Below are 12697 nucleotides of genomic sequence, written 5' to 3'. Positions count from 1 at the left end.
ATATAAGAATATTCTGATAAAAAGGGGTGGCGTGATGAAAGCCAAAGGGTTAAATAAGGGAGATACAATTGGTGTTGTAGCGTTAGCGAGTCCGCCTAATCAAGAAAAATTAAAAATAGGGCTCGATAGGCTTTCGACGTATTATGGCATAAACTTCAGATTAGCTGACAATATCTATGATACAAATGGTCACTTAGCAGGAACGGATGATGCAAGGTTACAAAGTTTGCATGATATGTTTTTGGATGATGAAGTTAAAGGAATTATCTGTGCTTGTGGTGGATATGGTACACCAAGGATTGTTGATGAAGTTGATTATGATTTAATCAAGAATAACCCGAAAATATTGTGGGGATATAGTGATATTACATGTTTGCATAATGCAATTAGACAGCAAACAGGTCTTGTAACGTTCCAAGGACCTATGATCGCTTCTGATATAGGTGATTCTGATAGCGAGATATCTATACATAGTTTTGAACAATTGTTCGATGGACAAAATATAACATACCCTTCACATTTATTACCGTTTGATTCATTAGTGAACGGAAGTGTAGAAGGAGAAATAGTTGGTGGCTGTTTATCTTTATTAGTGTCGAGTATGGGTACGCCATATGAAATTGATACAAACGGGAAAATTCTGTTTATTGAAGACATAGGAGAAGAACCTTATAAAGTTGATGGCTTCTTACAACAATTAAAGTCTGCAGGAAAACTAAATGATGCAATTGGATTTATATTTGGCCCCTTCACAAATAGTGAACCTAATAAACCAGAAAAATCATTAACAATGGATGATGTGCTTGAATTCTTCATTACTAAATTAGATAAGCCGGCTGTCCGTAATTTGAAAATTGGTCATTGTACGCCACATTTCGCCATACCATTTGGGACGAAAGCATATTTAAATGTTGATGAAAAACTACTACAAATAGAATCCGGTGTAGACTTTAGATAAAGGGGAGTGTCATATGTTTATTACAGATATAAAATATTATAGATATGGAACACCTTTGAAGAAACCTTTTAAAACTTCATTAAGAACAGTTGAAGTGATTGAAAGCATATATGTGTTTATTGAAACGAATGTTGATGGATTTGTTGGAGTTGGTGAAGCTGTACCTACTTATGTGATTACAGGTGATACTAAAGGGGGAATTGAAGCAGCTATAGAAGAAGTGTTTAAGCCTTTATTGATTAACAAACCATTATCTAAAGATTTATTACAAGAAATACATGAAATCATAGTTGGTAATACAAGTGCGAAAGCAGCTATAGATATGGCGTTATATGATTTGCTTGCTCAAGATGCAGAATTGCCTCTATATAAATATTTAAATCATAACCCGGGAAATAAATCGTTAGAAACATGTTATACAGTTAGCTTGAATGAAGCTGATGAAATGGTTGCTGATGCATTGAGGTATGTAAGAGAAGGATATAACCACTTAAAAATTAAAGTAGGTAAAGATAATGTAGAAACTGATTTGAACAGATTGAAAGCTTTGAGGAATGCATTACCTACAAAAGTAATATTAAGCGCGGATGCTAATCAAGCCTGGGATGAAGAAAGTGCACATTATGCGTTAAAGCATTTTGATGAAGCGAACTTAAATATTGAAAGTATTGAACAGCCTGTAAATAGATATGAATATTCACTTCTTGGTGAATTGGCTCGTGGCTATCATATCCCAGTTATGGCAGATGAAAGTTTATTTTCTCCATATGATGCTAATCAATTGATTGAAACAGGTGCTGATAAATTGTGGAATATCAAATTGATGAAGTCTGGTGGAATATTTCAGGCTTTAAAAATTCATGCTATCGCTAAATCGCATAATGTTAGTTGTATGGTCGGTTGCATGATGGAAACGCATGTATCGGTTACAGCTGCGTTACACTTTAGTTTGGCTGCTGATCAAGTTGAGCGTGTTGATTTTGATGCGCCACTCATGGTGTTGCAAAGAGAAGTTCAAGGCGGCATACAATATGATAAAGCAAAAGTTTTTCTGTCAGAAGGAAATGGTTTAGGTATAGATAGAGCATATTTATATAAGAAGGTGAGTTCATGAAGAAATATTGTAGAGTAAATGTTGGTACCATTTGGAAGAACAAAGATAAGGCGAGAGAAATTGATAGAGATGGCATCATGTATCCTGCTAATATTCAACGTTGGTTGTTAGAACTTAACTTAGATGAAAAAATGTCTTTTACAAAAGATAACAGGATTGATACACAAATATTGTATGGAGAAGCTGTAGAAGTAATAGAAGAACATGATGGATGGAGTCATGTTATTTGCCTAGAACAACCTTCGAAGCAGCACCCTAAAGGATATCCAGGTTACATCCCTTCTAGTCAACTAGGAGATTTGAACCAAGAAAAATCAAGTCAATATATGCGCGTTAAAGTTCCGAAAACAACGCTCTTTAATCAAGATTTTACGACTAAGCAAATATTATCATTTAATACAACGTTACCAGTAGTTAAAATAGGCGAACGATTTGTGGAAGTGGCTACACCAGAAGTTGATGATGGACTGATTAATATTCAAGATATCGAATTGAGTGATGAATTTGGAACTTTTAAAACAGGAACAATGAAAGATGTTATTCAAAATGCAAAATTATTTATAGATCTCCCGTATTTTTGGGGAGGAATGTCTAGTTATGGCTACGATTGTTCAGGTTTATGTTTCCAAATGTATAAAAGTCAAAACTTCCATATCCCAAGAGACGCTGACGAACAATTTGAAGCGATGACAGAACTTCCAATCAATTTAGATGGATTGCAAATGGGTGATTTACTTTTCTTTAGTAAACCTGATGATGATGGTTTCTTATCACATGTTGGAATCTATATGGGTGAAGATATGATGATACATGCACCTCATACACCGAAAAGTATAGAAATCGTTAAAATTCCTGGAAGTTATTATCAAAAAATACTTGTTAAAGCAGCAAGGTTATCAACGATCTAATATAGAATTTATTATATAATACCCGAAATCGTGTGAGAATTTAATCACTTTTTCGGGATTTTTTATGTTTGATAAAAAAGAATAGTAATAAAATTGATGTTCGTGTTGAATAATACCTACTTCATTTATAACATTCGCATATTCTCCTGTTTTACTATAAAAAGTTAATTTATCTTCATAAAATGAGTGATAAATAGAAACTTTGTCATGTATTTGTTGATTGTTCATAACGGCTAACATTTCATTATGGTATTCGTGTTCTGTAATATAGCGGAGTATTTTGATCATATCTTCAGCTGTTGTCGTATTTTGTTTACCTTCATCGATTGCAGCTTGGTCCATCATAAAACGCTGTAAGTTTGTATTTGTACATTCAAGTGTTTCGTGAATAAATAAATTGATATGTTGCAAGCCGAAATGTTGGATTAACGTGTTAGTTGCAGAGTTGTCAGAGACGACAATCATTAAATAAATAAGGTCGTTAATGCTAAGTTGTTGGATATTTAATTGATTTAGGACGCCACTACCTCCTACTTTATTAGTGATATCTATTTGTTCTTGTCTAGCTTCATGATCTAAATGTTCATAAATATAAATCATAATTGGCAGCTTAATAATACTTGCTGATTCAAATATTTTATCGTTGTGATGATTCGTTAAAATTGTTGTATCCGTGTTTGCAAATTCGATTGAAATGTTGTCGTGGTCCATATATTCATGTGTAAGAAATGACATATACAAAACCTCCTTTAAGTCATCATACTACATTATAAATATAATATTAATTGAAAGCCTTTACACACTTGTATATACAAGTTATAATTCAAGTAATTTAAAAAGGGGAGTGAATGGGATGGCTGTAAAAAGAGATGATGTTAAGAAAATCATTCATGCAATCGGCGGGAAAGACAACGTTAACGCTGCAACACACTGTGTAACGCGATTAAGGTTAGTATTAAATGATGAAAGTTTAATAGACAAGGCTGAACTTGAAGAAATTGATTTAGTGAAAGGGTCGTTCTCAGCAAATAATCAATTTCAAATTGTTATTGGACCGGGAACTGTAGATGAGGCGTACAAAGTGTTTCAAGAAGAAACAGGTATATCAGAAAGTTCGAAAGATGATGTAAAGAAGGCATCAGAACAAAAGATGAATCCGTTTCAAAGGTTAATTAAATTATTAGGAGATGTGTTTATTCCAATCTTGCCAGCGATTGTGACAGCTGGTTTATTATTAGGTTTAAATAATGTATTAACTGCTAAAGATTTATTTGGTCCAAAACCACTAGTCGAACAATATGTTTGGTTAGCAGACTTTGCTAATATTATAAACGTGATCGCGAGTACCGCATTTATCTTCTTGCCGGCATTAATTGGTTGGTCAGCGATGCGAGTGTTTGGTGGTAGTCCGATTTTGGGGTTAGTATTAGGATTAATCTTACTTCATCCGCAACTTGCGTCTCAATATGATTTAGGTGGCGGTAAGTCAAGTGAAATTCCTGTGTGGCATATATTTGGTTTAGATATAAAACAATTAAATTATCAAGGTCAAGTGTTACCAGTATTAATAGCAACATGGGTATTGTCAGTAATCGAGAAATTTTTAGTGAAACGTGTTCATGATTCAATTAAAATGTTAGTAGTAGGTCCAGTTGCACTGTTAATCACTGGATTCTTATCGTTTATTGTAATAGGTCCATTAGCATTAGAGCTCGGTACTTTAATTACGAATGGTATTCAATCAATCTTCGAAAGTGCTGGATGGTTAGGTGGAGCAGTTTATGGATTGTTCTACGCACCACTTGTTATTACAGGTTTACATCATATGTTCTTGGCTGTAGATTTTCAGTTAATGGGTAGTAGCTTAGGTGGTACTTACTTATGGCCAATCGTGGCGATTTCTAATATTTGTCAAGGTTCAGCAGCATTTGGAGCTTGGTTAGTTTATCGACAACGTAAAATGGCTAAAGAACAAGGTTTAGCGGTAACTTCTGGTATATCTGCATTTCTTGGTGTTACAGAACCAGCAATGTTTGGTGTCAACTTACCGTTGAAATATCCGTTCTTCGCATCAATTATTACATCATGCTTGTTAGGAGCTTTTGTTGGTGCTAATACTGTTTTAGGTAGTGTAGGTGTTGGTGGTATTCCAGCCATCATTTCAATTAAACGTGAATATTGGGGCGTATTTGGTTTGGCAACAGGTATTGCGATTTTCTTACCAGCAATTTTAACTGTTATATTCTCAAGGTTTGCTAAAGAAAAAGTTAAAAAAATGGTGAAAGAATAAATTAAAAAGGAGTCTAACCAACATGGCTGTATCAGATTGGAAAAAATCAGTCGTTTATCAAATATATCCAAAGTCTTTTAACGATACAACTGGAAATGGACAAGGCGATTTAAACGGGATTATAGAAAAATTACCATATTTAGAAACGTTAGGCGTTGATTATATTTGGCTTACACCGATATATCAATCTCCTATGAACGATAATGGTTATGACATTAGTGATTACTATGAAATTAATCCAGATTTTGGTACGAAAGCTGATGTCAAAAGATTATTGAAGGAAGCGCACAAACTAGGTATAAAAGTAATGCTAGATATTGTAATAAACCATACGTCAACATCTCATCATTGGTTTGTTGAGTCTCGGAAATCTAAAGATAATCCATACCGTGATTATTATATTTGGAAAGAAGGATCAAAAGACGAGCCACCAACGAATTGGGAATCTAAATTTGGTGGTAATGCTTGGACGTATGACGAACAAACTGAAAGCTATTATTTAAGATTGTTTGATATTTCTCAAGCGGATTTAAATTGGGAAAATTCGGAGTTAAAAAAAGAAATTTATGCCATGATAAATTATTGGATTGATTTCGGAGTTGATGGTTTCCGATTTGATGTAATTAATTTAATTTCTAAAGGTGAATTTCAAAATTCAGAAGCAATAGGAAAAGAATTTTACACGGATGGCCCAAAAGTTCATGAATATTTACAAGAGCTAAATAAACATACATTTGGTGATAAAGATATCATGACTGTTGGGGAAATGTCATCGACTACAATAGATAATAGTATTAAATATACGAATCCGAAACGCAAAGAATTAAATAGCGTGTTTAACTTTCATCATTTGAAAGTAGATTATAAAAATGGTGAAAAATGGTCTGATATGAAATTAGATTTTCTTGAATTGAAAAGAATCTTAATGGATTGGCAAATAAATATTGCTAAAGGTAATGGATGGAACGCAATCTTTTGGTGTAACCATGATCAACCTAGAGTTGTAACGCGTTTTGGTAATGATGAAACGGAAGAAAACAGAATAAAATCTGCAAAAATGTTAGCAATTTCACTGCACATGTTGCAAGGAACGCCTTATGTATATCAAGGTGAAGAAATAGGCATGACCGATCCTGGATTTACATCGATTGATGAATACCGTGATGTAGAATCGCTTAATGCTTATCAAAAACTTAAAGCAAATGGCAATACTGAGGAAATGATAATGAAAGTTATTGGACAAAAATCACGTGATAATTCAAGAACACCTATACAATGGAATGATGATGAAAATGCAGGTTTCACGACAGGAACACCGTGGATTGGAATTCCTAACAATTATAAAACAATAAATGTTGAACAAGCATTGAAAGATCCAAATTCAGTATTTTATACGTATCAAAAGCTCATTAAAATTCGACACGAACATGACATAGTAACTTATGGTGAAGTTGAACCATTGTATATGGAACATCTAGATTTATTTGTATACAAAAGAGTTTTCAACGATGAAGAATGGTTAGTTGTAGCAAACTACTCAAACCATCTAGTACCTTTACCTGAAGGAATAGATATTGAAGGTGAAATCATGGTAACAAACAGTGAATTACAAGGAAATCAATTACAAGCATACGATGCGTTTGTAGTGAAATTGAGTGAAGTCTAAAGGTTAATAGAAGGTATAGAGGTGAAAACATGAACAAGTATATGAAAATTTATCAATCCATTTGTGAAAAAATTATAAATGGTGAGTATGCTCATTTACAGCAACTACCTTCTGAAAATGAATTAACAAAGTTATATTCAACTTCAAGAGAAACTGTGAGGAAAGCTTTGAACCTGCTACAAGAAAAAGGCTATATACAAAAATTACGTGGTAAGGGATCGGTTGTTATATATGAAGGGATTATTCAATTCCCTATTTCTGAAATGATTAGTTTTCAAGAAATTAATCAAAGATTAGGCCTCGATTATAAAACGACAGTAGAAGTCTTTGAAGTCATTAAAGCTGAAGAAGTACCAATCGTTAAACATGCATTAGATTTAAATGAAGACGAAAAGCTATGGCATGTCATAAGAACGCGTAAAAAAGATAATAAAGTTCATATTATGGATGAAGATTATTTTATATGTAAGCAAGTACCTAAACTAACAAGAGAAATTGTTGCTCGATCTATCTATCAATATATTGAACAAGAAATGAATGTCGAGATAAGTTATTCAAACAAATCTATTACATTTGAAGAAATGACTGAAAAAGAAGAAAAATACTTTGGCCAATTGAATCCACCTTATACTGCGACTGTAAGAGGCATTGTTTATTTGAAAAATGCAGAACGATTTCAATACAATATTTCAAGGCATATTGCGAGAGAATTCAAGTTCGTTGATTTTTCACGACGCGTAATTAACAAAACAATTTAATTGTAGATGGTTTTTACTTGCCAAATGTTAAGGTTTTGTTGTACTATATATATTGCCGTGCTAAGTGGGGAGGTAGCGGTTCCCTGTACTTGAAATCCGCTTATGCAGGACTGAATTCCTTTGCCGCGGACATATTATTGTGAGGTCTGCCCTCAGCACGTGGTGTCTGAAGACGTCGGTCCTATGCAATACAAACCCATGAATCATGTCAGGTCCGGAAGGAAGCAGCATTAAGTGGATCATTGTATGTGCCGTAGGGTTGCCGAGGTTTAGCTAACGACTGAGGTTACGCTTGTGGTGTTTGTTCAAAGCAAAGGTGCACGGTATTTAATTTAAAACTAATAAACATATAAATATAAATGAGAAAAGGGTGACCGCGGTCACCCTTTTTGTTATATCAAGGGGATGAAATTTTACATGACACAATTACTGATAGGTACAATTGTAGAATCGGAATATGAATTAGCGAAAGATGTTGTTAAGAAGGCTTTTCAAAATGCAGAACACTCTGACGGCAAGGAACATGAGTTAATAGGAAAAATTAGAAAGTCATTAACATATAATGCCGAATTAGAAGTAGTCGCTAAAACAGAATCTGGGAAAATTTTAGGACATGCTATGATGTCAGAAGTATCTGTGGATTCTGATGACGAAAACAATGTCGTATTAGCACTAGCACCTGTTTCAGTTTTACCTGAAGTACAAAATAGGGGTATCGGTAAAGCGTTAATAGAAGCATTAGAATATAGAGCATATGAAAATGGCTATATTGGTGTCGTAGTTCTTGGTCATGCAGAATATTATAAAAAGTTAGGATATAAACCAGCATCTGAATTTAATATATATCCTCCATTCGATGTCCCGGATGAAAATTTTATGTTCAAGTATGTATTTGAACATCCTACTAAAGAAGTGAAAGGTACAGTGCATTATCCTGAAGCTTTCCAATAGTATAATTAAAGAAGTATAAAAAAATTCATGATATAATGTAAGGTATGTAAATGAAACGTTGGAGGTGCCATTTTGAATTATCAGGCTTTGTATAGAGTGTACAGACCACAAGCATTTTCAGATGTTGTTGGTCAAAAGCATGTCACAAAAACATTAAGAAATGCAATTCAAAAAGAAAAGCAATCGCACGCTTATTTATTTAATGGCCCAAGAGGAACTGGTAAGACGAGTATTGCTAAAATTTTTGCAAAAGCAATTAATTGTACAGTAAATACAGACGGTGAACCTTGTAATGAATGTGCAATATGTACAGGTATCACGAAAGGTACAAATTCGGATGTTATTGAAATAGATGCTGCAAGTAATAATGGTGTTGATGAAATTAGAAACATTAGAGATAAAGTTAAATATGCACCGAGTGAATCTAAATTTAAAGTTTATATCATTGATGAAGTTCATATGTTAACAACGGGTGCGTTTAATGCGCTATTGAAAACCCTTGAAGAACCACCTAGTCATGCTATTTTTATTTTAGCTACGACAGAACCTCACAAAATCCCACCAACTATTATTTCTCGTTGCCAAAGGTTTGATTTCAAAGCTATTAATACTGGAGAAATAGAAGAAAGATTAGCCTATGTTGCTATAGAACAAGGAATTGAGTACGAACAAGATGCGTTAGCATTTATTGCACATGTTTCAGAAGGTGGTATGCGTGATGCGCTCAGTATCATGGATCAAGCAATTGCTTTTGGAGATGGTCATTTATCTCTAGAACATGCGTTAAATGTAACGGGTAGTGTTGATAAAGCAGCTTTAAATGCATTGTTCAATGATATTGTGGAGCAAGATGTGAAACGAGCATTTACGCGCTATCATGAATTTATTGCGAGTGGTAAAGAAGTGAACCGGTTAGTTAATGACATGATTTATTTCATAAGAGATGCCATAGTCGCAAAAACAATTGAACAAAACGATGAAGAGCATGCTTTAAATCAAATAGATTTAAATGCAATGTATAAAATGATAGATTGCATAAATGATACGCTTGTTTCAATGAGGTTTGCTATAAACCAAAATGTCCATATTGAAATATTGATTGTAAAATTGTCAGAGCTAGTTTCGAGTAGTAGTTCAACCAATAATCAAAGTGCACAAGTTTCAAATACAACATCAAGTGCTGTAGAAGCTAAAATTAAACATCTAGAAGAACAAATTAACCAGTTATCACAAGGTGGTCAACTGCAAAAAACTAAACCAACTGAAAGTAAACATAGTGTTTCTAGAAAGCAATCTAAGCATGTCTTCTCGATAAGACAGATTGAGAGAGTGCTTGACCATGCTAATAGAGATGATTTGAATTTACTAAAGGAAAAGTGGAAAGCAGTAATTGAAGCTGTAAAAGAAAAAGAACAAAGAGCATTAGTCAGTCTATTGTTGAATTCAGAACCAGTAGCAGCTAGTGAAGATCACGTGCTGGTTAAATTTGATGAAGATATACATTGTGAAATTGTGAATAAAGATGATGAAAAAAGAAATCACATTGAAACGATTGTATGTGAAATAGTAGATAAAACTGTAAAAGTGGTTGGTGTGCCAAACTCACAATGGTTAGAAGTAAGACAACAATATATCCAATCGAAAAAAGCGAATCAATCGGGATCTGAAGCGGGTAAAGAAGAAGAGAAACCAGAAGAGACCGATATTGTAAAAAAAGCGCAAGAACTATTTGGTAAAGATACTGTTCATGTTACAGATGAGTAATACATGACATCATCTTCAAAGGTATGTATAATAAATATGACAAAAATGAATTTATATTATTTAATATAATTGATATTAGGAGGACGAATTTATGCGCGGTGGCGGAAATATGCAACAAATGATGAAACAAATGCAAAAAATGCAAAAGAAAATGGCTGAAGAACAAGAAAAGCTAAAAGAAGAAAAAATTGAAGGTACAGCAGGTGGCGGAATGGTTACTGTTGTCGTTTCAGGTCATAAAGAAATATTAGATGTAATCATTAAAGAAGATGTAGTTGACCCTGAAGATATAGAAATGTTACAAGATTTAGTGTTAGCAGCAACAAATGATGCTTTAACTAAAGCGGATGATGTGACTGCTGATCGTTTAGGTAAACATACAAAAGGTCTTAACATTCCTGGAATGATGTAATGATGTTTTACCCTGAACCGATATCTAAGTTAATTGATAGTTTTATGAAATTGCCAGGTATAGGTCCAAAGACGGCACAACGATTAGCATTTCATGTATTAGATATGAAGGAAGACGATGTTGTCTTGTTTGCTAAATCGCTTGTAGACGTTAAAAGAGAGTTAACTTATTGTGAGATTTGTGGTCATATTACAGACGTTTCTCCATGCCAAATTTGTCAGGATAAACAAAGAGACCGCTCAGTCATCTGTGTTGTTCAAGATTCTAAAGATGTTATTGCAATGGAGAAAATGCGTGAATATAAAGGTTTGTATCATGTCTTACATGGCGCTATCTCTCCAATGGAAGGAATTGGTCCAGAAGATATAAATGTTCCTACTTTATTAGAACGATTAAAATCTGATGAAGTAAATGAAATTATATTGGCTACGAATCCTAACATTGAAGGTGAATCCACTGCGATGTATATATCTAGACTAGTTAAGCCTATAGGAATAAAGACAACGAGGTTAGCACACGGCTTACCTGTTGGCGGCGATTTAGAATATGCAGATGAAGTTACACTTTCTAAAGCCATTACTGGCCGAACTGAAATTTAATAATCATGATAAGAAGTAAAGTGAATGCGTTTTTACTTCCAATAAATATCAAGACATCTCGAAAAATCGAAAAGATTTTTAAAAGAGATGTCTGTTTTTTGATTAAATGATAGTATTTATTTAAGATAAACAAAGAAAAGAGTGTAAATATGATAAAAGACACAGGATTGATATTAGAGGGCGGCGGCATGAGAAGTATGTACACAGCGGGAGTATTAGATTTCTTTATAAAGAAAGATTTATATTTCGAATACAATATAGGTGTATCAGCTGGTGCTTCAATGGCTGCCAGTTACTTATCAAGACAATACCGACGAAACCATCGAGTAACAGCAAAATATATTACAGATAAACGATATATATCACTTTCTAACTATATAAAGAGAAAAGAATTATTTGGCATGGACTTTGTTTATCATCAAATCCCAACATATCTTGAGCCTTTTGATTTTGAAAAATTCGATCAGGCTGAAGAAGAGTTTGTCATTGTCACGACAAATTGTGAAACTGGAGAAGCAGTATACTTCAATAAAAGTGAAACAAAAGGAACCGTACTTACAGCACTCCAAGCAACGAGTTCACTTCCAATGATGGCAAATCCTGTTCAATACAAAGGATACACTTTGCTTGATGGTGGTGTAGTCAATCCAATACCACTTCAGAAGGCTATAGATGAAGGATATAAGAAGAATGTTCTTATATTAACAAGACCAAAAGGTTATCGTAAGAAGCAAGGCAAGTTCTCAAGAATTTTCAAATTGAAGGCATATCCAAAGATTAATCACTTAATGGCAATAAGATATAAGCATTATAACCAGACTTTAGAATGGATTGAAGAGGAAGAAGATAAAGGGAATTTGTTTGTAATAAGACCGACAGATACACTAGCAGTCGATAGAGTGGAGAAGGATCCTAGAAAATTAGATGCTTTATACAATGCTGGCTACAAGGATGCTGAAAGATTATACGGAAAATTAATAGAATATGTTGAGAATTAATCATATTTGAGAACAAAGGGTGTTTTGGTGTAAATTTTACGCTTGAGATAGTGTTGATTCCCCTGTATAGTTATATCTTGTGAGCGAGAGATAAATAAACATCAAAACACTTAATAAATTAAATTTCAAAAAGTTGTTGACACAAGATGTTTTATACTGTATAGTTGTTTCTTGTGATGCAAAATGAACATTGAAAACTGAATGACAATATGTCAACGTTAATTCCAATAATTTTGAGTACTAATAGTACTTCAAAGAGTGATTGGCTTAACCAATCAA

Annotated in this window: 12 protein-coding genes and 1 other RNA gene; 12 read left to right on the top strand and 1 reads right to left on the bottom strand. The window is 33.7% G+C overall.

Features of this window, described 5'->3' with window-relative positions:
- Positions 1 to 34: 34 nt before the first annotated feature.
- From CD111_RS03495 to CD111_RS03485, 3 genes are read left to right on the top strand one after another with little or no spacing between them, the layout of a single operon-like run.
- Entirely contained in the window at positions 35 to 958 is a 924-nt protein-coding gene (locus CD111_RS03495; protein ID WP_095089895.1) for a S66 peptidase family protein, read from the top strand.
- Between the two features lie 13 nt (positions 959 to 971).
- Positions 972 to 2072 carry a dipeptide epimerase gene (locus CD111_RS03490; protein ID WP_095089894.1) on the top strand — a complete coding sequence of 367 codons (1101 nt, stop codon included), beginning with the start codon at positions 972 to 974 and terminating at the stop codon, positions 2070 to 2072.
- Positions 2069 to 2980 carry a C40 family peptidase gene (locus tag CD111_RS03485; protein WP_095089893.1) on the top strand — a complete coding sequence of 304 codons (912 nt, stop codon included), beginning with the start codon at positions 2069 to 2071 and terminating at the stop codon, positions 2978 to 2980. Before CD111_RS03490 ends, CD111_RS03485 begins: the two co-directional genes overlap by 4 nt.
- Here the strand turns inward: CD111_RS03485 and CD111_RS03480 are convergent.
- Positions 2969 to 3715 carry a serine hydrolase gene (locus tag CD111_RS03480; protein WP_095089891.1) on the bottom strand — a complete coding sequence of 249 codons (747 nt, stop codon included), beginning with the start codon at positions 3713 to 3715 and terminating at the stop codon, positions 2969 to 2971. The genes CD111_RS03485 and CD111_RS03480 overlap by 12 nt on opposite strands.
- A gap of 118 nt (positions 3716 to 3833) precedes the next feature.
- Here CD111_RS03480 and treP point away from each other — a divergent pair, with 118 nt between their 5' ends.
- The 9 genes from treP to CD111_RS03435 all read left to right on the top strand — a co-directional run bounded on the left by treP (position 3834) and on the right by CD111_RS03435 (position 12418).
- Positions 3834 to 5270, top strand: coding sequence for a PTS system trehalose-specific EIIBC component (treP, locus tag CD111_RS03475; RefSeq protein ID WP_095089889.1), 1437 nt, complete (start codon positions 3834 to 3836; stop codon positions 5268 to 5270).
- A 22-nt stretch (positions 5271 to 5292) separates the two neighbouring features.
- Positions 5293 to 6936, top strand: coding sequence for an alpha,alpha-phosphotrehalase (locus tag CD111_RS03470; RefSeq protein WP_095089887.1), 1644 nt, complete (start codon positions 5293 to 5295; stop codon positions 6934 to 6936).
- A gap of 29 nt (positions 6937 to 6965) precedes the next feature.
- Positions 6966 to 7694 carry a trehalose operon repressor gene (treR, locus tag CD111_RS03465; RefSeq protein WP_095089885.1) on the top strand — a complete coding sequence of 243 codons (729 nt, stop codon included), beginning with the start codon at positions 6966 to 6968 and terminating at the stop codon, positions 7692 to 7694.
- Between the two features lie 55 nt (positions 7695 to 7749).
- An RNA gene (gene ffs / locus CD111_RS03460) (signal recognition particle sRNA large type) lies at positions 7750 to 8018 on the top strand.
- Positions 8019 to 8111: 93 nt separating this feature from the next.
- A complete protein-coding gene (locus tag CD111_RS03455; RefSeq protein ID WP_095089884.1) occupies positions 8112 to 8645 on the top strand; it encodes a GNAT family N-acetyltransferase in 534 nt (177 codons plus the stop codon).
- Between the two features lie 72 nt (positions 8646 to 8717).
- On the top strand, positions 8718 to 10409 hold the full coding sequence (dnaX, locus tag CD111_RS03450; protein WP_095089882.1) for a DNA polymerase III subunit gamma/tau: 1692 nt from the start codon (positions 8718 to 8720) through the stop codon (positions 10407 to 10409).
- Positions 10410 to 10500: 91 nt separating this feature from the next.
- Entirely contained in the window at positions 10501 to 10821 is a 321-nt protein-coding gene (locus CD111_RS03445) for a YbaB/EbfC family nucleoid-associated protein (RefSeq protein ID WP_095089881.1), read from the top strand.
- 2 nt (positions 10822 to 10823) lie between these two features.
- Positions 10824 to 11420, top strand: coding sequence for a recombination mediator RecR (gene recR, locus CD111_RS03440; protein WP_095090186.1), 597 nt, complete (start codon positions 10824 to 10826; stop codon positions 11418 to 11420).
- A gap of 149 nt (positions 11421 to 11569) precedes the next feature.
- Complete coding sequence (locus CD111_RS03435) at positions 11570 to 12418, top strand: patatin-like phospholipase family protein (RefSeq protein WP_095089880.1); 849 nt, start codon at positions 11570 to 11572, stop codon at positions 12416 to 12418.
- Positions 12419 to 12697: the final 279 nt, after the last annotated feature.

It is taken from the genome of Mammaliicoccus stepanovicii (genome assembly GCF_002902525.1).
GTDB lineage: Bacteria > Bacillota > Bacilli > Staphylococcales > Staphylococcaceae > Mammaliicoccus > Mammaliicoccus stepanovicii.
The sequence above is the reverse complement of the archived record's forward strand: the minus strand, read 5'-3'. Positions and strand labels throughout refer to the sequence as shown.

Coding starts and splice junctions, on each gene's coding strand:
- CD111_RS03495 (WP_095089895.1), top strand. CDS start 35: ATGAAAGCCAAAGGGTTAAATAAGGGAGATACAATTGGTGTTGTAGCG.
- CD111_RS03490 (WP_095089894.1), top strand. CDS start 972: ATGTTTATTACAGATATAAAATATTATAGATATGGAACACCTTTGAAG.
- CD111_RS03485 (WP_095089893.1), top strand. CDS start 2,069: ATGAAGAAATATTGTAGAGTAAATGTTGGTACCATTTGGAAGAACAAA.
- CD111_RS03480 (WP_095089891.1), bottom strand. CDS start 3,715: ATGTCATTTCTTACACATGAATATATGGACCACGACAACATTTCAATC.
- treP (WP_095089889.1), top strand. CDS start 3,834: ATGGCTGTAAAAAGAGATGATGTTAAGAAAATCATTCATGCAATCGGC.
- CD111_RS03470 (WP_095089887.1), top strand. CDS start 5,293: ATGGCTGTATCAGATTGGAAAAAATCAGTCGTTTATCAAATATATCCA.
- treR (WP_095089885.1), top strand. CDS start 6,966: ATGAACAAGTATATGAAAATTTATCAATCCATTTGTGAAAAAATTATA.
- CD111_RS03455 (WP_095089884.1), top strand. CDS start 8,112: ATGACACAATTACTGATAGGTACAATTGTAGAATCGGAATATGAATTA.
- CD111_RS03445 (WP_095089881.1), top strand. CDS start 10,501: ATGCGCGGTGGCGGAAATATGCAACAAATGATGAAACAAATGCAAAAA.
- recR (WP_095090186.1), top strand. CDS start 10,824: ATGTTTTACCCTGAACCGATATCTAAGTTAATTGATAGTTTTATGAAA.
- CD111_RS03435 (WP_095089880.1), top strand. CDS start 11,570: ATGATAAAAGACACAGGATTGATATTAGAGGGCGGCGGCATGAGAAGT.